Annotated in this window: 15 protein-coding genes and 2 pseudogenes; 7 read left to right on the top strand and 10 right to left on the bottom strand. The window is 70.5% G+C overall.

Annotated features, from left to right (window positions below):
* Window positions 1-27: 27 nt before the first annotated feature.
* A pseudogene (locus ACZ6I3_RS07095) lies at window positions 28-461 on the top strand (VOC family protein).
* A gap of 634 nt (window positions 462-1,095) precedes the next feature.
* On the opposite strand, the gene dctA (ACZ6I3_RS07090) reads toward ACZ6I3_RS07095, so the two are convergent.
* The 3 genes from dctA (ACZ6I3_RS07090) to ACZ6I3_RS07080 form a co-directional block, all read right to left on the bottom strand.
* The gene (gene dctA, locus ACZ6I3_RS07090; RefSeq protein WP_469412419.1) at window positions 1,096-2,478 is read right to left on the bottom strand and encodes a C4-dicarboxylate transporter DctA; all 1,383 of its coding nucleotides are present in this window, start codon (window positions 2,476-2,478) and stop codon (window positions 1,096-1,098) included.
* 225 nt (window positions 2,479-2,703) lie between these two features.
* On the bottom strand, window positions 2,704-3,759 hold the full coding sequence (locus tag ACZ6I3_RS07085; RefSeq protein WP_469412417.1) for a tartrate dehydrogenase: 1,056 nt from the start codon (window positions 3,757-3,759) through the stop codon (window positions 2,704-2,706).
* Window positions 3,760-3,832: 73 nt separating this feature from the next.
* The gene (locus tag ACZ6I3_RS07080; RefSeq protein WP_469412415.1) at window positions 3,833-4,711 is read right to left on the bottom strand and encodes a LysR family transcriptional regulator; all 879 of its coding nucleotides are present in this window, start codon (window positions 4,709-4,711) and stop codon (window positions 3,833-3,835) included.
* Between the two features lie 918 nt (window positions 4,712-5,629).
* Between ACZ6I3_RS07080 and ACZ6I3_RS07075 the strand changes: the two genes are divergently transcribed.
* The gene (locus ACZ6I3_RS07075; protein ID WP_469412414.1) at window positions 5,630-5,800 is read left to right on the top strand and encodes a hydrophobic protein; all 171 of its coding nucleotides are present in this window, start codon (window positions 5,630-5,632) and stop codon (window positions 5,798-5,800) included.
* Window positions 5,801-6,035: 235 nt separating this feature from the next.
* Here the strand turns inward: ACZ6I3_RS07075 and ACZ6I3_RS07070 are convergent, their stop codons facing one another.
* From ACZ6I3_RS07070 to ACZ6I3_RS07045, 6 genes and pseudogenes are all read right to left on the bottom strand, one after another.
* The gene (locus ACZ6I3_RS07070) at window positions 6,036-7,130 is read right to left on the bottom strand and encodes a tartrate dehydrogenase (protein ID WP_469412412.1); all 1,095 of its coding nucleotides are present in this window, start codon (window positions 7,128-7,130) and stop codon (window positions 6,036-6,038) included.
* Window positions 7,131-7,242: 112 nt separating this feature from the next.
* Complete coding sequence (locus tag ACZ6I3_RS07065) at window positions 7,243-8,142, bottom strand: LysR family transcriptional regulator (protein WP_469412411.1); 900 nt, start codon at window positions 8,140-8,142, stop codon at window positions 7,243-7,245.
* 42 nt (window positions 8,143-8,184) lie between these two features.
* Window positions 8,185-9,336 (bottom strand): glycerate kinase, encoded by a 1,152-nt coding sequence (locus ACZ6I3_RS07060; protein ID WP_469412410.1) that lies wholly within the window; start codon window positions 9,334-9,336, stop codon window positions 8,185-8,187.
* On the bottom strand, window positions 9,336-10,763 hold the full coding sequence (gene dctA / locus ACZ6I3_RS07055; RefSeq protein ID WP_469412408.1) for a C4-dicarboxylate transporter DctA: 1,428 nt from the start codon (window positions 10,761-10,763) through the stop codon (window positions 9,336-9,338). Before dctA (ACZ6I3_RS07055) ends, ACZ6I3_RS07060 begins: the two co-directional genes overlap by 1 nt.
* Window positions 10,764-10,933: 170 nt before the next feature.
* Window positions 10,934-11,083: pseudogene (locus ACZ6I3_RS07050) on the bottom strand (IS701 family transposase); the annotation flags it as partial.
* Between the two features lie 394 nt (window positions 11,084-11,477).
* Entirely contained in the window at window positions 11,478-12,866 is a 1,389-nt protein-coding gene (locus ACZ6I3_RS07045) for a glycoside hydrolase family 43 protein (protein WP_469412406.1), read from the bottom strand.
* Window positions 12,867-13,092: 226 nt separating this feature from the next.
* Between ACZ6I3_RS07045 and ACZ6I3_RS07040 the strand changes: the two genes are divergently transcribed.
* From ACZ6I3_RS07040 to ACZ6I3_RS07025, 4 genes are all read left to right on the top strand, one after another.
* Window positions 13,093-14,517, top strand: a complete 1,425-nt coding sequence (locus ACZ6I3_RS07040; protein WP_469412404.1) for an amidase — start codon at window positions 13,093-13,095, stop codon at window positions 14,515-14,517.
* A gap of 20 nt (window positions 14,518-14,537) precedes the next feature.
* On the top strand, window positions 14,538-14,756 hold the full coding sequence (locus ACZ6I3_RS07035; RefSeq protein WP_469412403.1) for a hypothetical protein: 219 nt from the start codon (window positions 14,538-14,540) through the stop codon (window positions 14,754-14,756).
* Between the two features lie 134 nt (window positions 14,757-14,890).
* Window positions 14,891-16,360, top strand: a complete 1,470-nt coding sequence (locus tag ACZ6I3_RS07030; RefSeq protein WP_469412401.1) for an SPFH domain-containing protein — start codon at window positions 14,891-14,893, stop codon at window positions 16,358-16,360.
* A gap of 42 nt (window positions 16,361-16,402) precedes the next feature.
* Window positions 16,403-16,849 (top strand): type II toxin-antitoxin system PemK/MazF family toxin, encoded by a 447-nt coding sequence (locus tag ACZ6I3_RS07025; RefSeq protein WP_399017164.1) that lies wholly within the window; start codon window positions 16,403-16,405, stop codon window positions 16,847-16,849.
* Here the strand turns inward: ACZ6I3_RS07025 and ACZ6I3_RS07020 are convergent.
* Window positions 16,834-17,655, bottom strand: coding sequence for a TIGR02452 family protein (locus ACZ6I3_RS07020; protein WP_469412398.1), 822 nt, complete (start codon window positions 17,653-17,655; stop codon window positions 16,834-16,836). The two genes, ACZ6I3_RS07025 and ACZ6I3_RS07020, sit on opposite strands and share 16 nt — an antisense overlap.
* Window positions 17,656-17,945: 290 nt before the next feature.
* On the opposite strand from ACZ6I3_RS07020, the gene egtA reads away from it, so the two are divergent.
* Window positions 17,946-19,181: ergothioneine biosynthesis glutamate--cysteine ligase EgtA (egtA, locus tag ACZ6I3_RS07015; RefSeq protein ID WP_469412397.1), on the top strand; the 1,236-nt coding region annotated here is incomplete at its 3' end.

Genomic DNA, 19,181 nt, shown 5'->3' with positions numbered 1-19,181 from the left:
CGGACTGCGCGAAAGAAGGAGCACCCCGTGACGATTCAGCGGATGGACAACTTAGGCATCGTCGTCGACGACCTGGAGGCTGCCGTCCCCTTCTTCACCGAGCTCGGCATGGAGCTGGAGGGCGAAGCGCAGATCGAGGGAATGGGTGCGGACCAGATGCTCGGCCTCGACGGGGTCCGCAGCGCCATCGCGATGATGCGCACCCCGACGGCCACGGCAAGCTCGAGCTGACGAAGTTCCTCGCCCCCGAGGCGATAACCGCCGGACTGCTCAACCCGCCACCCCACACTCGGGGCCTGCACCGCGTCATGTTCGCCGTCGACGACGACACGATCAGCCGCCTGCGTCGGCATGGCGCCGAACTCCTCGGCGAGGTGGCGCGGTACGAGAACGTCTACCGGCTCTGCAACCTCCGCGGCCCCTCGGGAATCATCGTCGCTCTGGCCGAACGGACCGGCTAGGGCGAGACCGCCGACGTCGCCGCGTTCGCGAAGCGGCGGCCGTCGCCCCGGAGCAGCGTCGAGGTGTGGTCGATACGCGCTACCGCCCCAGCGCGGTGAGCACCTCGTGAGCGGCCCGCTCGCCACTCTCCACGCCACCGTTGAGGTAGCCCTGGCTGTGAGTGCTGGTGTGTGTGCGCCGGCGGTGCCGGTCTGCTCGGCCGCCACCTGCTCAGCAGCACCGCGGTGGTCGGCGGCATCACCAGCGGCCCGCCCAGCCCGACCGGGATCAGTAGCAGGGCACTCACCCACACCGGCACCGGGGCCGGCAACACGGTCAGGACGATCGATCCGGCCGCGACGTGCAATGTGCAACCCCTGCAGACCGTCGATCTGCAGGACATCGAGAACGATCAGGTGGGCGGGCCCGTCGAGCCGGCGCGCGGTGCGGTGGAAGGCGGCCGCGTGCGGCTGCGACGCCTCGAACGACGTACGGTCCCCCGCCCCCACGACCAGTTCGCCATCGGGGACTCGTGGCGCCGGGCAGACGAAGGTGCCCGGCCGAATGCGGGCCGGGCACCGAGTCGGCGTACGCGTCGGGCGTGCGCCTGCCCGGGCCTGGCGCGACATGAAGCCCGGGACGTCGTGTTCCTGGTCAGACCTTGGAAGGCAGCTGAGCGGGAAGGCTGGTCGACGGTTCTGCTTCCGGTTGAGGTTCCTGCTCGGGAACAGGACAGGGCTTGCCCGTGCGCAAAACGGTGTTGGCGTGTGCGGTGTCGAGTGCCTTCTCCCAGCGGGCGACGACGAGGGTGGCGACCGCGTTGCCGGCGAGGTTGGTCAGGGCGCGGCATTCGGACATGAACTTGTCGATGCCGAAGATGAGCATGATGCCGGCGGCGGGCACGGTGCCGACGGTGGTGAGGGTGGCAGCGAGGGCGATGAAGCCGGCGCCGGTGATGCCGCCTGACCCCTTGGAGGTGAGGATCATGACGGCGAGCAGGCCGAGTTGCTGGCCGAGGCTCAGGGGGGTGTCGGTGGCCTGTGCGATGTAGACGGCGGCGAGGGAGAGGTAGATGGAACTGCCGTCGAGGTTGAAGGAGTAGCCGGTGGGGACGGTGAGTCCGACGATGTCGCGGCGGATGCCGAGTCCTTCGAGCTTGACCATCAACCGTGGCAGGGCGCTCTCGGAGGACGAGGTGCCCAGTACGAGGACGAACTCCTCACGGAGGTAGCGCAGCAGCCGGAAGATGTTGATGCGCAGGGCTGCGGTGACCGCGCCGAGGACGGCGATCACGAAGAACGCGGACGTGCCGTAGAAGAGTCCGATGAGCTGCCCGAGGCTTGTCAGGGTGGAGATGCCGTACTTGCCGATGGTGAAGGCCATGGCGCCGAAGGCGCCCACGGGGGCGGCCAGCATGACGTAGTGAAGGATCTTGAAGACGACGGTGCTGAGGCGCTGGATGCCGTCGACGAGGGGTTCGCCGACGGTGCCGACGGCCTTGAGAGCGATGCCGAAGAGGACCGAGAAGAAGATGACCTGGAGGATGTTGCCCTCGGCGAAGGCACCGACGGCGCTGGTGGGTACGAGGTCGGTCAGGAAGTGCCACCAGTCCTGGTTCTGGCCGTCCTTGACGTACTGGCCGGCGGCTCCTTCCAGGCGAAGGTCACCGGGGTGGGCGTGGACTCCGGCGCCGGGCTGGAAGACGTTGACGGCGATGAGGCCGAGAAGCAGGGCGACGAGGGTGCCGGCCTGGAAGTACAGCAGGGACTTGAGCCCGACCCGGCCGACCCGGCCGAGGCTGTCGACGCTGCCTATGCCGGCCACGATGGTCAGGAAGACGATCGGCGTGATCAGCATCTTGATCGCGGCGACGAAGGTCGTGCCGACCGGTTCCAGGGCGGTGCCGACGGAGGGCCACAGCCAGCCGGTGAGGATGCCGGTGACGATGGCGGTCAGGACCCAGAAGTACAGCTGGCGATACCAGGGTTTCCTGGTTGTTCCGGCCTGGTCTGATGCGGAGGTTGCGGGTGCTGCCATGACGTTCTCCTCGTTGAGGAACGGGGCGCAACCGGGACGCGGGCGGGACCGACACGAAGGTGGGACCGGTGGGGCGCGCGGCTCGGGGGTTCGGACAGGCCCGGGGGACGGCCGGTGCCGTGTGTGGGGCGGCGTCGTCCACGCTGCCCGGTGGCTGATGTGCCGCGGGTCTCCTGGCAACCGACCTTGCTTCGGTCCGCGCCCCACGTCAGCCCGGTGGGTGGGTCAGAGCAGTTCGAGGAGCTTGTCGGTGAACTCGGCCGTGGTGGCGGTGCCCCCCAGATCACGGGTGCGCACGTCGGTCTTGGCCAGGACCGCGGCGATGGCGCCGGTGATGTCCTTGGCCGCGTCCGGGTGGCCGAGGTGATCGAGCATCATGGCGGCCGACCAGATCGCGCCCAGCGGGTTGGCGATGCCCTGCCCGGCGATGTCGGGAGCCGATCCGTGCACGGGCTCGAACATCGAGGGGAACTCCCGCTCGGGGTTGAGGTTGGCTGCCGGCGCGATGCCGATGGACCCGGCCACCGCGGCGGCGAGGTCGCTGAGGATGTCGCCGAAGAGGTTGGAGGCGACGACGACGTCGAACCGGGCCGGGGCGAGCACGAACTTCGCCGCGAGGGCGTCGATGTGCTCCTGGTCCCAGCTGACCCGCGGGAAGGAGGCGGCCCGTTCGCTGACGAGTTCGTCCCAGAACGGCATGGTGTGCACGATGCCGTTCGACTTCGTCGCGGAGGTCAGCCGGCCGTCGCGCTGCCCGGCGAGCTGGAAGGCGTAGTCCAGCACACGCGTGACGCCGACCCGGGTGAAAACGGCTTCCTGTACAGCGATCTCGTCCGGGAATCCCCGGTTGAGCCGCCCACCGACCTCGCTGTACTCGCCCTCCACGTTCTCGCGGACGACCACGAAGTCGACGTCTCCGGGCCGCGCACCCAGCACGGGGCTGTCGATGCCCTCGAAGACGCGGATGGGCCTGAGATTGACGTACTGCCGGAAGCCGCGGCGAATCGGGATCAGCAGCCCCCACAGCGAGACATGGTCGGGCACGCCCGGGTAGCCCACCGCACCCAGCAGGATGGCGTCCTTGTCACGGAGCTGGTCTATGCCATCGGCGGGCATCATCGCGCCCTCGCGCAGATACCGCTCGCACGACCAGTCGTAGGAGGTGTAGGAGAGGCTGAAGCCGTGCCGTCGGCCGAGGGCATCGAGGACCTGCTGCGCCGGGGGCAGTACCTCGGCGCCGATGCCGTCACCGGGGATGAGGGCGATGCTGTGGTTCGTCATGCCCTTGATTGCAGCAACACGCACGCCGGCGCGTCCAAGACGCAAACCGGATTTCCCTTATAAGCAGATCCTATTAGAGGGCGGGGGCGGCCATCGCCCAGAACGAGGCGGCCGCGGGGGACAGGACACCTCGGCGGCTGATCAGTGCGATGTGCAGCGTGGTCGCGGGTTCGATGTCGAGCACCTCGGCTCCTGTCTGCCGGGCGATCTCCCGCCAGGAGTCCGTCACCACCGCGAGCCCGACGCCGGCAAGCACCAGAGGCAGAAGGGACACCCGGTGCTCGGTCTCGGCCGCCACGGTGAAGTCGACGCCCTGCTCCCGCAGAGAGTCGACGTACGCCCGCATCCCGGTCCCGGGCTGCCCCACGATCAGCCGCTGACCCGCCAACTCCTCGTACCCCACGACCTGCCGGCCGGCGAACGGACTTCCAGGCGGCACCACCAGCACGAACCGTTGCTCGCCCAGCACATGCGCGCAGACCTCCGTGTCCGGAACCGTGCCGGAAGAGGCCAGCAGGCCCAGTTCCGCAGCCCCTGTCCGCACCGCGTCGATGACGTCGCGGGCAGTGAAGGCGGCCTGGACAACAACCGTCACGCCCGGATGGCGCTGTGCGAAGGAACGGATCAACGTCGTGAGAGGCTCCACCGCCTGAGACGGCATCGACGCCACATCCAGGCGCCCCTCCCGCAGTTCGTGCACGGACGCCACGCTCGCCCGGGCGACCTCCAGGCTCCGCACCGCCGCACGGGCCGGTTCGATGAGCGCCTGGCCTGCCTCCGTCAGCACCGCCCGACGCCCGATCCGATGGAACAGCTCCGTTCCCAGATCACGCTCCAGCGCACGCACAGCCTGCGACAAGGACGGCTGCGACACATAGAGCACCGAGGCCGCCCGATTGAAACCGCCGCGGTCGACGACGGCCAGGAAGTACTCCAGCTGCCGGATGTCCATGCTTCCCCTCTCCGCGCCGCCAGCGGCTTCCTCGGGCCGCCACCGCGCGTGCGCAGCTTCTCACGCGGGTCACTCCGTAGAAGCGCAGCAATGCTCCTGCACGGCCCCGGCACTCGCAGGCAGGCCGTGCAGGGGGGGGGAGCCATGCACCGGTTCGCCGATACGATGATCCGGTCATCGACCGCGCCGGCCGGACCCTACTGATCCGGATGGCCTGACCGGACCGCTGAGTACCACACCGTGTGCTTCATGCCCGTCCTCAGCTCCGTGCCGAACTCGAAGTCCGCACACCCTCCGACCGCGGCCCGGGTCGCGCGTGGGAAACGGGCCCCGCGGTCGAAGCCGTCCTACCGGAGGCCACCACGAAGCCCACGAGGGTGGGTTACGCACATTGCAGGCCACGCCAGGGCGTTGTGGGCTGGTAGACGGCCGCGTTGAATGGGCCCGCCCCGCCGCCTTCAGCTTGCCGAGCGCCGTGGCGAGGCGTTTCACGGCGTTGGCGACGTCTTCGGGCTGGTGGGAGGTGAAGGAGGGTGGTCGGGGCAGCGGCCGAGGTACTTGGTGAGGTCGAGCCAGAAGCACTGGGCGGCATTGTCGCCGGGCTGGTGGAGTACTCGATCCCGGCGGCGTCCGGAGTGGCCTTGGTCTTCTCGGGGCGCTCAGCAGGTACTGGATGGTGAAGGTTTTCAGCGAGTCGAAGGGGCTGAACCAGGGCAGCGGGTGGGTGGCCTGGGCCGGGTTCTTGGGGTACGTCTTCAGGGCCACGGCGCTGGTGAACTTGGTGGTGCCGATGCAGCCGCTCGGCCGTGAGAGTAACGAAACTGTGTCCAGTTCCCGCAAGAATGATGAAGAAACCAGGTAGATCGGCCGCGTGTTCTTCAAATCACCGGGCACGAGGAGCGACGGAGGTTGATAACTATGGTTCCCCTGATTCTCGTCCTGCTTCTGGCCCTGGTCCTCTTCGGCGCGGGATTCGCGCTGAAGGCACTCTGGTGGATCGCCGTCATCGTGCTGGTCGTCTGGCTGCTGGGCTTCGTGCTGCGCAGCGCGAACGCAGGAGGCCGCAAGGGCCGCTGGTATCGCTGGTAACCCACCGAACAGCAGCCAGCCTGTGGGCCCCGGGAACACCCGGGGCCTCAGGCATGTCCCGCCTCAGGACGTCTCCTCGGGCAAACGCGCCGAGTCCCGTCACCCCGACGCCTTCCCCGAACTCCTCCAGCGCCGGATACGCCTTCGCAAGCCGACACCGATGTTCCCCGGTTACGCCGTCGGTGACGAGCAGCCAAGGGCCGTGTGAGCGAACGAATGGCGGCGCTTCAAGGCGTCACACGTCGAGGGCGTCGATCAGCGCCTTGGTCACTTCCTCGGTCGTGGCCGTGCCGCCCACGTCACGGGTGAGGATGCCCGCACCGGTCGTGACCTCGATCGCCTTGTTCAGACGGGCCGCCTGGTCGGGCAGGCCGAAGTGCTCCAGCATCAACGCGGCGCTGCCGACCGCGCCGATCGGGTTGGCCAGACCCTGGCCGGCGATGTCCGGGGCGGAGCCGTGGACCGGCTCGAACATGCTGGGGAAGCGGCGCTCGGGGTTGAGGTTTGCGCTCGCCGCCAGGCCCAGGCTGCCCGCCAGCGCGCTCCCCAGGTCGGAGAGAATGTCCGCGTTCAGGTTGGAGGCGACGACGACCGACAGGTCTTCCGGCCGCAGGACGAACTTGGCCGACATCGCGTCCACCAGGACGCTCTCCGTCTGCACGTCCGGGTAGTCGAGCGAGACCCGCTTGAAGACGTCGTCCCACAGGACCATGCCGTACTGCTGGGCGTTGCTCTTGGTCACCGAGGAAACCTTCTTGTTCGTCCTGGTCCGGGCCAGGTCGAAAGCGAACCGCATGATTCGCTCACAGCCCACCTCGGTGAACAGGGCCGACTGGACGGCGACTTCACCGCCCGGCCCGCGTCCGCCGAGGTTGCGGCCGCCGAGACCCGCGTACTCGCCCTCGCTGTTTTCGCGGACGACGACCCAGTCGAGCTCCGTGTCATCGGCCTTGCGCAGCGGGCTCTGGACGCCGGGCAGGAAGTGCACGGGGCGGACGTTGGCCCACTGGTCGAAGTTCTGGCAGATCTTCAGGCGCAGGCCCCACAGGCTGACGTGGTCGGGGACTGTGGGCCAGCCGACGGCACCGAAGTAGATGGCGTCGAAGTCTTTCAGCCGCTCCAGGCCGCCGTCGTCGATCATCTTGCCGGTGCGCTCGTAGAAGTCGCAGCCCCAGGGGAACTCCTCCCAGGCGAAGGCGAAGGGGTCCGCCGAATCACGGGAGCTGTCCGCCAGGGCGTCCAGGACGGTTCGCCCGGCGGCGACGACCTCCTTGCCCACCCCATCGGCGGGGATGGCGGCGATGCGGAACGTGCGGGGTGCGGCTGTCATGGATGCCTCCGGCTCGCTGTCGTGCGGTCGGTTCGAGTCAACACACCAGCGTCACAGCGCGTCCAAGACCTGCTTTCGATACGACGTATAGGCCTGGCCGATCGGTCTCGCGTCAGGCGGACCGCGCCCGGCGCTCGGCCAAGGACTTGGTGAGTACGAGGAACGCCCGCGCGGCCGGCGTGAGGTGCGCGGGCAGGCTGACCATGGCCACGTGGAGGTGAGCGGTCGGCTCGATGGGCGCGACCACGGCACCGCAACGGCGGGCGAGCCGAGTCCAGGAGGAGGGCAGCACCGCAACACCCACCCCGGTGAGAACCAGCGGCAGGATCGACGTCCGGTGGTCCACGACCGTCACGATCTCGGTGCCGGTGCCGCCCGTGGTGATGTCGTCAACGATGCTGCGCATGAGGCTGCCGGTGCGGGAGGCGATGAGCTTCTGGCCGGCCAGGTCCTCGGGCCGGATCGTGACGTCGTCCTGGATCGTCCCGCCGGGTGCGGCGACGACGACGAACGGCTGGTCCTCGACGTGCAGGACGTCAAGCCCGGAGGGGTGCACGGGTGCGGCGCTGCCGAGCAGGCCCAGTTCGCAGGCGCCGCTGCGCACCAGGGAGACGACCTCGTCCGGGGTGAAGGCGGCCTGAGTGCTCACCGTCACCGACGGGTGCAGTTCGGTGAAGCGGTGGATGAGGGTGGTGAGCGGTTCGATGCCGGGCGAGGGCATGGTGGCGACCTCGACGCCGCCGCCGTGCAGCCCGGCGAGCGCGGCCGCGGTGTCCCGTACGGCTGTCATGTCCCGCAGCACGCGCCGACTCGGCTCCAGCAGTTCCGCACCGGCTTCGCTCAGCACGACGCCCCGCCCCACCCGGTGGAAAAGGGCCAGCCCGAGATCGGCCTCCAGGTTCGCCATTGCCTGGGACAGCGACGGCTGGGCCACGTGGAGGGCGGCAGCGGCCTTGCTGAAACCGCCGTGCTCGACGATGGCGAGGAAGTACTCCAGCTGCCGGGCGTCCACGGCGTCTCCCCGCTTTGTGCTGGTACCACAGGCGGAGCGAGCCTACCTGTTGGTTTGCGTCGCTTCGCGTCCGATCCAGCGGTCGGCAATCATCCGACCGCATTGGGCGAGGAGTCGCGCCGACAGGGCGCCGTCGTTCGCACAGTCCTGGGCAGTCAGGTCCGTCAGGGCATGGACGGAGCGGAAGTAGGCAGCGGTCCTGTCGGTAGGCAGAGTGCAGCGGCCGGCCACGGCATCGACCGGTGTGCCCTGCCGACGCGCCCGGCGGGCGAGCGCGACCGGCAGCTTGCCCGACAGAGACTGCTCGTCGAGGCTGCCTTCACCGGTGATGACGAAGTCGCTCCCCGCCAGCAGTTCGTCGGCACCGAGCAGGGTGAGGAAGTAGTCCGCTCCCGACCGCACCCGTCCGCCCAGCAGCATCCCGGCGTATCCGAGCCCGCCGGCCGCGCCCGCACCTGGGGCATCGGCGAGATCTGCCGCCTCGGCGACACCCGCCGCTGCCAGTCGCCGTACGAAGCCGGCCAGCGCGTCGTCCAGTTCCCGCACCTCGCGTGCGGACGCCCCCTTCTGGGGACCGTAGACGGCGGCCGCGCCCGCCGTCCCGAGCAGCGGATTGTCCACGTCGGTGGCGAGGACGAGGTCGACTCCCGCCAAGGCCCCGCGGGCGCCCGCGAGGTGGGCCGTGCGCAGGGCGGCCAGTCCCGCGCCACCCGGGCCTATGGGGCTACCGTCCTCCCCAGCCAACACCGCGCCCAGGGACTGCAGCATGCCCGCGCCGCCGTCGGTGGTGGCGACTCCGCCGAGCGCGAGGACGATCGTGTCCGCCCCGCCGGCCAGCGCGTACCGGAGGGCCTGGCCGATACCCCGGCTGGTGGCCGTGAGCGGCACCTTGCGCCCGCCCGGCAGAACGCCGAGTCCACAGATGGCCGCCGCCTCGACGAGGACGGTACGGCCGCGCAGCGCGACCTCGGCCGTGACGGGGCGGCCGGTCGGCCCGGCCACCGTGATCTTCTCGGGGCTGAACGGGCCCGCGCAGGCGGCGGCCACGCTCCCCTCTCCCCCGTCCGCCAACGCGAGTCGGTTGACCAGAGTCAGGGGGGCGGCCTCCAGCAGCCCGCATTCCAGTGCGCGGGCTGCTTCGTCGGCGCTGAGGGAGCCTTTGAACTTGTCCGGGGCGATCAGAACGGCCACCATCAGGACGTCACCGGAGCGGTCTGCGGGGCAGGAGCCGCGGCGACCGGCCGGGCGTCTTCAGCGTCGGCTTGGGCTTCGGTGATGACGTCATCGGCTTCGGTGGTCAGGGGCGGATCGCCCGCCTTGCCGGCCAGCACCAGCCGGGCCCGCTCCAGGTCCAGGCCGTTTTCCCACTTGGCGATGAACAGGGTGGCGACGGCGTTGCCGAAGAAGTTCACCAGCGCCCGGCACTCCGACATGAACTTGTCGATGCCGAAGATGAGCATGATGCCCGCGGCCGGGACGGTACCGACCGTCGACAGCGTTGCTGTGAGCGCGATGAAACCACCGCCCGCGACGCCTGCCGCGCCCTTGGATGTCAGCAGCATGACGGCGAGAAGCCCAAGTTGCTGCCCGATGGAGAGTGAGGTGTCGGTGGCCTGGGCGATGTACAGAGTGGCCAGCGAGAGGTAGATCGCTGCGCCGTCGAGGTTGAAGCTGTAGCCGGTCGGCACCACCAGGCCGACCGTGGACCGCTCCGCCCCCATGAACTGCATCTTGCGCATCAGTCCGGGCAGCGCGGGCTCGGCCGTCGAGGTGCCGAGGATCAGCCAGAACTCCTCCTTGAAGTAGCGGAAGAGCTGGAAGATGTTCAGCCGCACATACAGGGCGAGCACGCCGCCGAGCACGAGCACGACGAACAGCGCCGAGGTGACGTAGAAGAGGAGGATCAGTGAGCCGAGGCTGGTCAGCGTGGACAGCCCGAACTTTCCGATGGCGTACGACATCGCGCCGAATGCGCCCAGAGGCGCGGCCTTCATGACGAAGGACAGGACCTTGAAGACGACCTCGGTCAGGCGCCCCACGGCGGCGATGACCGGTTCGCCGGTCTTGCCGACCATCTTGATGGCGATGCCGAAGACCACAGCCAGGAAGATGACCTGGAGAATGTCCCCCTCGACAAAGGGGCCGAAGAAACTGTTCGGCACGATGTTGGTGAGGAACTCCCACCAGTGCTGGTGTTCTCCCTGGGAAACATACTGGCTCGCGTCGCCGGACGTCCTCAGGGTCGCCGGGTCGGCGTGCACGCCGTCGCCGAGGCGGAAGATGTTAATGGCGACCAGTCCGGTCAGCAGCGCGACCAGCGTGCCGATCTGGAAGTAGGCCAGTGCCTTGGCCCCGGTGCGTCCGACCTTCTTCAGGTCCGCGACGCCCGCGATGCCGCCGATGATCGTCAGGAAGACGATCGGACCGATGAGCATCTTCATCGCGGTGATGAACGTCGTGCCGATCGGCTCCATGTCAGTGGCCAGATCCGGCCACCGCCAACCCAGCACGATGCCGATCACGATCGCCACCAGCACCTGGACGTACAACTGCCGGTACCACGGCTTCGCCGCGATACGCGCGGCCTGTCCGGCTCGTCCGTTGCCCGGGGTATGCGTCATTGCAGCCTCCCTGATCGCGCGACACCGAGCCCGATCGGCGCACGCCAGCTTGCGCCACAGTGAACCGGGCGGCCGGGCAGAGGGTCCACGACCAAAAATCGATGCCCTGTATAGGCCAGGCCTATCAGTACCGGCGCAGGCCACCAGTAGTGCTTCGTTGGGTTCTGGGCTGTCTGTGGCTGCTCCGAGGGCTGGGCAGGCGCCGTCCGCAGATGGTGTAAGTACCGGTCCACCACCTCAGCAGGTCCTGAAGAAGCGGTGACGAGGGTGACGTGGTGGTGCCAGCCGCGCCAGGTACGGCCCTCGAAGTGGTCCCGGCCTGCCGGCGGCGGCTACTCGGTCAAGACCGCACAGACCGAGCACCGGATCAGGGCGGTCGCGGGCGTGAGCACCTTCGACCTCGGCCGCGCCCGGCGCAACGGCGTCGGAGACACCCAGTCGCCGAAATATACCCGCGACCTCCTCGACCGGTCGGGCAAGGCCCGCACGAGGGAGGCGGCCGGTGGGGCCAGTCTCAGCCAGCAGATGGAGTACTTCCCGTTCGAGGGGGTCGAGATGATCTCTCCGCGCCCGCGTCCCGCAGGTCGCAGCCAAGCTCACGGACTTCTACGCCAAGCACCTGCGGCCGACACTCGCGCCAGGTCCACGAAGCGGAAGAGGAGGGAAGTATTCCGCAACCGTCATCGCGTTTGCCCAGTTCAGCAGGGCCGCAGCTCACCCCCAAGCCGTCACCGGCACGAACGAACTGTCCTGACGGAACAGGTCCGTCCCGTTCGAGCGTTCCACGCGGAGCTGGTACGCGTAGTGGCGCAGGTAGTGCCCGGGGTAGTTGTACGACTCGAAGCGGACGGAACCCGTCGCCGTGCCGGCCCGGAGGACGAACGTGGCGTCCCTGGCGAAGGTGCTGGTGCCGTCGTTCGGGTCGAAGCGGGCGCGGAAGTCCCAGTGGCGCAGGTAGTTGCCGGCCGTGTCCCGGAGGGAGCAGCCGTTCGCGTCGGCCAGGCCCGCGACGACCGTGAAGGTGGCGGCCTGCTTCTCGGCGGTGGTGCTGGAGCCACTGACCACGGGCAGGTTGAGGAGCGCCGACTGCTGCTGCCAGTAGCGGGTGGAGTAGTTGGCCGACCGGAAGGAGCGGGTGGTGTTACGTGCCAGGCTCGGGCCGCCCGGGACCGTCTCCTTCACCACGGTGAAGTGCCGTGCGGTGCCGGAGATCGCGGGCAGGGCGGCCGGTGCCGACCAGGTGGCGAAGGTGTCGTGGCTGTCGCTGTAGTAGTAGTTGCCGTCGCCGTAGCCGTCGAAGAAGATCCGCCAGCCCCCGTTGTCCAGCTGGACCAGCGCGGGGCCCTCGCGGTAGCCGCCCCAGCCCGCCCAGTCGCCGGTCCGGCGGATCGTGTAGGGGCCGGTGAGGTTCGAGGCGGTGGCGTACTCGATGTACTTGGTCGTCTCGTTCTTCGGGAAGGCGTGGTACGTCGAGCCGATCCTCACGATGAACGTGTCGATGTGGTTGGCGCCGATGCCGGACAGGGCGACCGGTGAACTCCACGCCGTGAGAGCGGAGTTCGTGGCCCTCAGCCGGTACGGCGTGAAGATCCACTCGTCGTTCGTGGTGGAGCAGGACACGATGACGTTGACGCTGCCGTCGCTGTCGACGAACCATTCGGGCGCCCAGGCGCGGGAGAGGTTCGCGACGGGGACGGTGTAGTCGTACAGGAACGTCCAGTTGGCGCGGTCGGAGCTGCGGGCGAAGCCGATGGTCGAGCTGGTGTCCTGCCAGGTGTGCGTGGTGTAGGTGACGTAGTAGAAGCCGTCGGTGTGTCTGAGGACGCTCGCGTCGCGGATCCGGCCCGCCGGTGGTGTGTACGCGGAGGAGCGCAGCAGCCGGAAGTCGGTGGCGTCGTCCGACTGGTAGACGTTGACCGTGCCGTCGTCGCTGTTGAGGAACGGCACGATCGTGTAGCGAGTGGCCGAGCCGTTCGGGGGTGCGGCGGCCAGGGCGCTGCCGAGCAGTCCGGGGGCTTCGCCGAGCAGCAGCGCCGAGGCGGGCAGGGCGGCCAGGGCGCGCAGCAGGGTACGGCGGGACTGGCCGGCGGGTCGGGGGGTCATGTGGGGCTCGCTCTCGACTCAGAGGGTCGAAATACCGAACAAGGTTCGGAAAGTCGGTCAGAAGGTAGAGCTGAGGCAGAAGTGCGTCAATGGTTTGTACGAGAGCCGCCACGAGAGTCACAGAGCCCGGAGAGGATCGGTGGACATCCACTTCCGTCGCCGCTGTTCCGCCACCGGCCACCGGACGTTACCGTTCGGTAGACCGCACGCTTCCGGAGGTGTCCGCATGACGCTCGACCGCGCCGCAGGCCTGGCGGAGACCGCCCGTGCGCTGGCCGCAGGGGAGGTGACGTCCCGCGCCCTGGTGGAGCTCACGCTGGCGCGGATCGAGGCGACGCAGGGCAGCCTCAACGCCTTCCGGATCGTGCGGGCCGAGGCCGCGCTCGCCGAGGCGGAGGCGGCCGACCGGGAGCTGGCCGCCGGGACGCGCAAGCCGCTGCTCGGTGTCCCCGTGGCCGTGAAGGACGACATGGACGTGGCCGGCGAGCCGACGGCCTTCGGCTGCTGCGGGGAGTTCCCGCCGGTCGCCGAGGACGGCGAGGCGGTACGGCGGCTGCGCGCGGCCGGAGCCGTGATCGTCGGCAAGACGAACACCTGCGAGTTCGGGCAGTGGCCCTTCACCGAGGGGCCCGCCTTCGGCGCGACCCGCAACCCGTGGAGCACGGAGCACACGCCCGGCGGGTCCTCCGGCGGGTCGGCCGCCGCGGTCGCCGCCGGGCTGGTACCCGCCGCGCTCGGCTCGGACGGCGCCGGCTCGGTGCGGATCCCGGCCGCGTGGACCCATCTGGTCGGCATCAAACCGCAGCGCGGCCGGGTCTCCACCTGGCCGCGCGGCGAGTCCTTCCAGGGCATCACCGTCAACGGCACCCTGGGCCGTACGGTCGCCGACGCGGCCCTGCTGCTGGACGCGGCGAGCGGCAACCACGCGCAGGACCCGCACCGGCCGCGGCCCGTCGACGCCTCGGCCGCCGTCGGCCGCGACCCCGGGCGGCTGCGGATCGCGCTCTCCCTCAAGCCGCCGTTCACGGCGGTGCCCGCCCGGCTGCTGCCCGAGGTACGGACCCGGATCGTCGAACTCGCCGAGCGGCTCGCCGCGTTGGGGCACACGGTCGAGGAGGCGGATCCGCCGTACGGGCAGATCGGGCTGACCTTCGTGCCGCGCGCGACGGCCGGGATCGCCGAGCGGGTGGGCGAGGCGCCCTTCCCTGCGCTGCTGGACCGGCGCACCCGGGACGCGGCCCGGCTGGGCCGGCTGCTCGGCGGGGCCCCGCTGCGGGCGGCCCGGCGGGCGGAGGCCGTCCTGCACCGCCGTATCGGAGGGTTCTTCACCTCGTACGACGTCGTCCTCGCGCCTACGACCGCCGCTCCCCCGCCCCGTATCGGCGCCCTGCTCGAACTCAGCGGGTTCGCCACCGACCGCGCGATGATCGCCGCGTGTCCGTACGCCTGGCCGTGGAACGTGCTGGGCTGGCCGGGGGTCAATGTGCCCGCCGGGTTCACGGCGGACGGCCTGCCCGTCGGGGCGCAGTTGCTGGGGCCGGCCGACAGTGAGCCGCTTCTGGTGCAGGTGGCGGCGCAACTGGAGGCGGAGCTGCGCTGGTTCGAGAAGTGGCCGTCGCCGCCGGTCACGGCACGTTCCGCTGCCGTCTGAGCGACCGTAGGCTGTCTGTCATGGCGGACGCGTCGATGGTCGGGCTCGTGGGACGGGTCACCGGAACGATCGGGCCCGGGCTGGTCGGCGAGGTGATCGTCCGGGTGCGCGGCGGCGCCGAGCACTTCCTCGCCCACCCCGCCACCGCGACCGACCGCATCGAGCCTGGCACGGTCGTGACGGTGGTCGAGTACCTGCCTCCGAGGACCGTCTACGTCATGGCGGCGTACGACAGTTGAGCCCGCTGCGACGCAGGTGAGGGCCGTACGCGTCAAGGTTTGGACAAGGATGCGCCGGTGTCTGTACCCGGGCCCCGCGCAGGAGCACACTCCCCTTCGTTCGGTGCCGAGAGGGCACCATCCAAAGGGGGCGAATGCCGATGGTCGTCGGCGTCGTGGCAGGGGCGGCGGTTGCCGCCGTGCTCGTTGTGATCGGTCTGTTCAAGCTCATGTGGCGGGTCGCCGAACCCAACGAGGCACTGATCATCTCGGGTTCCAAGCACCGCACGGAGGGCATCGAGGAGGGGATGGGGTTCCGCATCGTCACCGGGCGCGGCACGCTCGTGATGCCCGGTGTGCAGGCGGTGCGCAAGCTCTCGCTCGACCTGAACGAGACCGAACTCCAGGTGGACTGCGTGACCCACCAGGGCATTCCGCTCAGGGTGCGGGGCGTGGTCATCTTCAAGGTGGGCGACGACTTCGTGTCGATCGCGAACGCGGCCCGCCGCTTCCTCGACCAGCAGAAGCTGATGTCGGAGCGGGTGCACAACGTGTTCGCGGGTCATCTGCGTTCCATCGTGGGCGGGTTGACGGTCGAGGACATGATCCGGGACCGGGAGAAGCTCACCGGGCAGACGCGGGCCGCGTGCGGCACGGAGATGGAGAAGCTGGGTCTGATCGTGGACTCGTTGCAGATCCACGAGATCGAGGATCCGACCGGGTACATCCGGAATCTGGCCATGCCGCACGCGGCGGCCGTGCAGCGGGACGCCCGGATCGCGCAGGCGGAGGCGAACCGGCTGGCCACGGAGGCCGAGCAGCAGTCGTTCGCCCGGATGGCGGAAGCCACCCGGGACAGCGAGATCCTCCAGGCCGGCTATCAGGCCGAGCGGGACAAGGCCGCCGCCAAGGCCCGGCAGGCCGGTCCGCTCGCCGAGGCCGGGGCGAGGCAGGAGGTCGTCGTCCAGGAGACGCGGGTGGCGGAGCTGGAGGCGCACCGGCGCGAACAGCAGCTCCAGGCCGATGTCCGCAAGCCCGCCGACGCGGCGGCCTACGAGACGCGCACCCTGGCCGAGGCGGAGCGCGACGCGCGGATCTCGGGGGCCGAGGCCCAGGCGAAGGAGACGGAGCTGGCGGCCGCCGCCGAGGCGACCCGGGTCAAGACGGCCGCGGGTGCCGAGGCCGAGGCGACCAAGGCGCGGGGCGAGGCGGCCGCGCAGTCCACCCGGGCCACCGGTGAGGCCGAGGCGGCGGCCGCGCGGGCCAGGGGGCTGGCCGCGGCCGAGGCCGCCAAGGCGAAGGGTCTCGCGGAGGCCGAGGCCATCAAGGCCCGCGCCGCCGCCCTCGCCGAGAACCAGGAGGCCGTCGTCGCCCAGCAACTCGCCGAGAACTGGCCGGAGATCGTCAAGGCCGGAGCGTCCGCCTTCGGCAACGTCGACAACATGGTGGTCCTCAACGGCGCCGACGGCATGGCGGACATGTTCGCCAAGGCGCTCACCATGGGCGGCACGGGTCTTGGCCTGGCCCGCCAGCTGCTCGCGTCGATGGACCGGAACGGGCAGGCGCCGCAGGGCACCTCACCCCTCAACGGGCAGGCCCAGAAAGTACCCGTGGACGACAGGTGACCCGCCGGGTGTGACCACGGGGGCAGCCTCTAGGGTGCCCCCGTGACCCCGTTTACCGATGAGAACGTCCCGGGCCGCCACGGCCCCTCCGCCACCGTCCAGGCCGACCCGCGCGAGGTGGGCCGGGTCCGTACGGAGTACTCCCCCGCGCACGACGGCGACCCGGACCCCGGGGAGATCGTCTGGACGTGGGTGCCCTTCGAGGAGAACGACGGGCGCGGCAAGGACCGCCCGGTGCTCGTCGTCGCCCGCGAGGCCGGCGGCACGTTCCTCGCCGTGCAGTTGTCCAGCCGGGAGCACGACGGCGACCGCGAGTGGGTGCCGATCGGCAGCGGGCCGTGGGACCGGTCGGGCCGGTTCTCGTGGGTCGGCGTGGACCGGGTGCTGCGCCTGCACGAGGACGGGATGCGCCGGGAGGCCTGCGCGGTGGACCGTATGCGGTTCAACCGGGTCAGGCGCCGGCTGCAGGAACGCTACGGCTGGACCTGAAAGGTCTTCTCGAAGGCACCCAGTACCGCGCGGTCCCGGGTCCGGTCCAGGATCCCGAACGCCACGTGCTCGAAGGTCCGCGCGAACCGTCCGCCGGGCTCCAGCAGCGCCCGGAACGCCCCCGCCACCTGGGCCGGGTCGTTGCGGAACACCCCGCAGCCCCAGGCGCCCAGCACGAGCCGGCGGTAGCCGTGGGCGGCGGCCGTCTCCAGGACCCGTTCGGCCCGGACGGCCAGGGCTCGCGGCAGCTCGGGGGCCCGTTCGGGTGCCGTGCGCAGCACCACGCCCGCGTTGGGCGCGGGCGAGGTCAGGAAGCCGGCGGTGTACGGCTCGTCCAGCAGCTCGCCCCGGTCGTCGCGGAAGACGGGCACGGCGGGTGAGTGGATGACACGGTCCGTGTAGAACGGGTCGCGGTGGGCGCGGTGGTGGTCGTAGTAGGCGCGGGCCTGGAGCAGGCAGGCGTACAGCGCGGAGGCCCGGCACAGGGCCTCCTCCTGGGCCTGGGCGCCGTTCAGGTAGCCGCCGCCGGGATTGCGGGCCGAGGCGAAGTTCAGCACGGCCACCTCCCCGCCGAGCCGGCGGGCGGCCTCCAGGCTGCTCTCGCCCGTGACCTCGATCCGCGTCTGCGCCTGTGTCACCCGAACGGAGGGCACCGGTACCGGTTCCGGGCCGTACAGGCGCGTGCCCTCGCGCGCCGCACGCAGTTCCCCGGCGATCGACACCTCGCGGCCGTTCGGCGCCCGGTAGGCCCCCGCCGCCACGATCTGCTCGGTCTGCCGCGCGATACCGCGCAGGCGCGCGCTCACGGCGCCACCCCCGTATGCGCCGTGACCGCGCGCCCCGCGGTCTTCTTTGTCGTGCTCACGCAGGCATGGTGGGTGATGCCGGATCCGCGGCGCAACGGAGTTTCCGTCGTCGGAGAACGCCGGGGAAAGCCCCGGGAAACGTCCGGTCAGCCCCGACGACCGGCCCGGAACGCCCCGGTTAGCCCCCTTGTGCCGAGCGGCATGAAGGTCTTGGGTGGAACGAGTGATCCCGGCCCGGGCCGCCAAGAGCCCGGACCGATGGCATGGTGGAATCTCAGGAGGATCCCGACATGTCCGATTCGGTCAGTGGCTGTACCGAGCCACCCACCGCTCTGTCCGCCGCAGACGTCGAGGCCCTGGTCCGCGGCATCTGCTTCAAAACCGGCCCGCCACGCCGCCTCGGGGTCGAGGTGGAATGGCTCGTCCACGAGCTGCGCGCACCGCAGCTCCCCGTCACACCCGAACGGCTCGAAGCGGCCTACGCCGCAGTACGGAACCTGTCCCTGAGGTCGGCGCTCACCGTGGAGCCCGGCGGCCAGCTGGAGCTGAGCTCGCCCCCGGCCGCCTCGCTGACGGAGTGCATCGCCACCGTCTCCGCCGACCTCGACGCCGTCCGAGCGGTCCTGCGTGAACAGGATCTCGCGCTCGTCGGCCTCGGCCACGATCCCTGGCACGAACCCCGCCGGTTCCTGCGCGAACCGCGCTACGACGCCATGGAACGCTGCCTGGACCGCACGGGCCCCTCCGGCCGCGCCATGATGTGCACCACCGCCTCCGTGCAGGTGTGCCTGGACGCCGGCCACGAGGAGCCCGGGCCCCTCGGCCTGGTGCGGCGCTGGTGGCTGGCCCATCATCTGGGCCCGGTCCTGGTGGCCGCGTTCGCCAGCTCCCCGCTCGCCGGTCACCGGCCGACCGGCTGGATGTCCACCCGGCAGCTGCTGTGGACGCGGATCGGCGCCGGCCGGGCGGGCGGACCGCCGCTGGACACCGACCCGCGCGGCGCCTGGGCCCGGCACGTGCTGGACTCCCCCGTGATGTGCGTCCGGCTGGACGGCGAGCCCTGGGACGTCCCCAAGGGGCTCACCTTCCGGGAGTGGATCCGCACGGGGGTGCCGAGACCGCCCACGAGGGAGGACCTCGACTACCACGTCACGACACTGTTCCCGCCGGTCAGGCCCCGCGGTCACCTGGAACTGCGCATGATCGACGCGCAGCCCGGGGACGACGGCTGGATCGTGCCGCTGGCCGTGACGGCGGCGCTGTTCGACGACCCGGAGGCCGCCGAGACCGCCTACCGGGCCGTGAAGCCGCTGGCCGAGCGGACGCTGGGGCTGCCCGCGCCGCACAACCCGCTGTGGCTCGACGCGGCCCGCGGCGGACTGGCCGACGCCGAACTGCGCGAGGTGGCCGTCACGTGCTTCACGACCGCGCTGGACGCCCTGCCCCGGGGGGGGGGGGGGGGGGGGGGGGGGGGGGGGGGGGGAGCGGGGGGGGGGGGGGGGGGGGGGTTGGGGGGGGTTGCGGCC

Source organism: Streptomyces sp. NPDC041940, assembly GCF_055589465.1.
The sequence above is the reverse complement of the archived record's forward strand: the minus strand, read 5'-3'. Positions and strand labels throughout refer to the sequence as shown.

Excerpts from the sequence above, each read along its gene's own strand:
- dctA (WP_469412419.1), bottom strand. The coding sequence starts at position 2,478 with ATGGCAGCACCCGCAACCTCCGCATCAGACCAGGCCGGAACAACCAGG.
- ACZ6I3_RS07045 (WP_469412406.1), bottom strand. The coding sequence starts at position 12,866 with ATGACCCCCCGACCCGCCGGCCAGTCCCGCCGTACCCTGCTGCGCGCC.
- ACZ6I3_RS07070 (WP_469412412.1), bottom strand. The coding sequence starts at position 7,130 with ATGACAGCCGCACCCCGCACGTTCCGCATCGCCGCCATCCCCGCCGAT.
- ACZ6I3_RS07080 (WP_469412415.1), bottom strand. The coding sequence starts at position 4,711 with ATGGACATCCGGCAGCTGGAGTACTTCCTGGCCGTCGTCGACCGCGGC.
- dctA (WP_469412408.1), bottom strand. The coding sequence starts at position 10,763 with ATGACGCATACCCCGGGCAACGGACGAGCCGGACAGGCCGCGCGTATC.
- ACZ6I3_RS07035 (WP_469412403.1), top strand. The coding sequence starts at position 14,538 with ATGGCGGACGCGTCGATGGTCGGGCTCGTGGGACGGGTCACCGGAACG.
- ACZ6I3_RS07060 (WP_469412410.1), bottom strand. The coding sequence starts at position 9,336 with ATGGTGGCCGTTCTGATCGCCCCGGACAAGTTCAAAGGCTCCCTCAGC.
- ACZ6I3_RS07075 (WP_469412414.1), top strand. The coding sequence starts at position 5,630 with ATGGTTCCCCTGATTCTCGTCCTGCTTCTGGCCCTGGTCCTCTTCGGC.
- ACZ6I3_RS07030 (WP_469412401.1), top strand. The coding sequence starts at position 14,891 with ATGCCGATGGTCGTCGGCGTCGTGGCAGGGGCGGCGGTTGCCGCCGTG.
- ACZ6I3_RS07085 (WP_469412417.1), bottom strand. The coding sequence starts at position 3,759 with ATGACGAACCACAGCATCGCCCTCATCCCCGGTGACGGCATCGGCGCC.
- ACZ6I3_RS07040 (WP_469412404.1), top strand. The coding sequence starts at position 13,093 with ATGACGCTCGACCGCGCCGCAGGCCTGGCGGAGACCGCCCGTGCGCTG.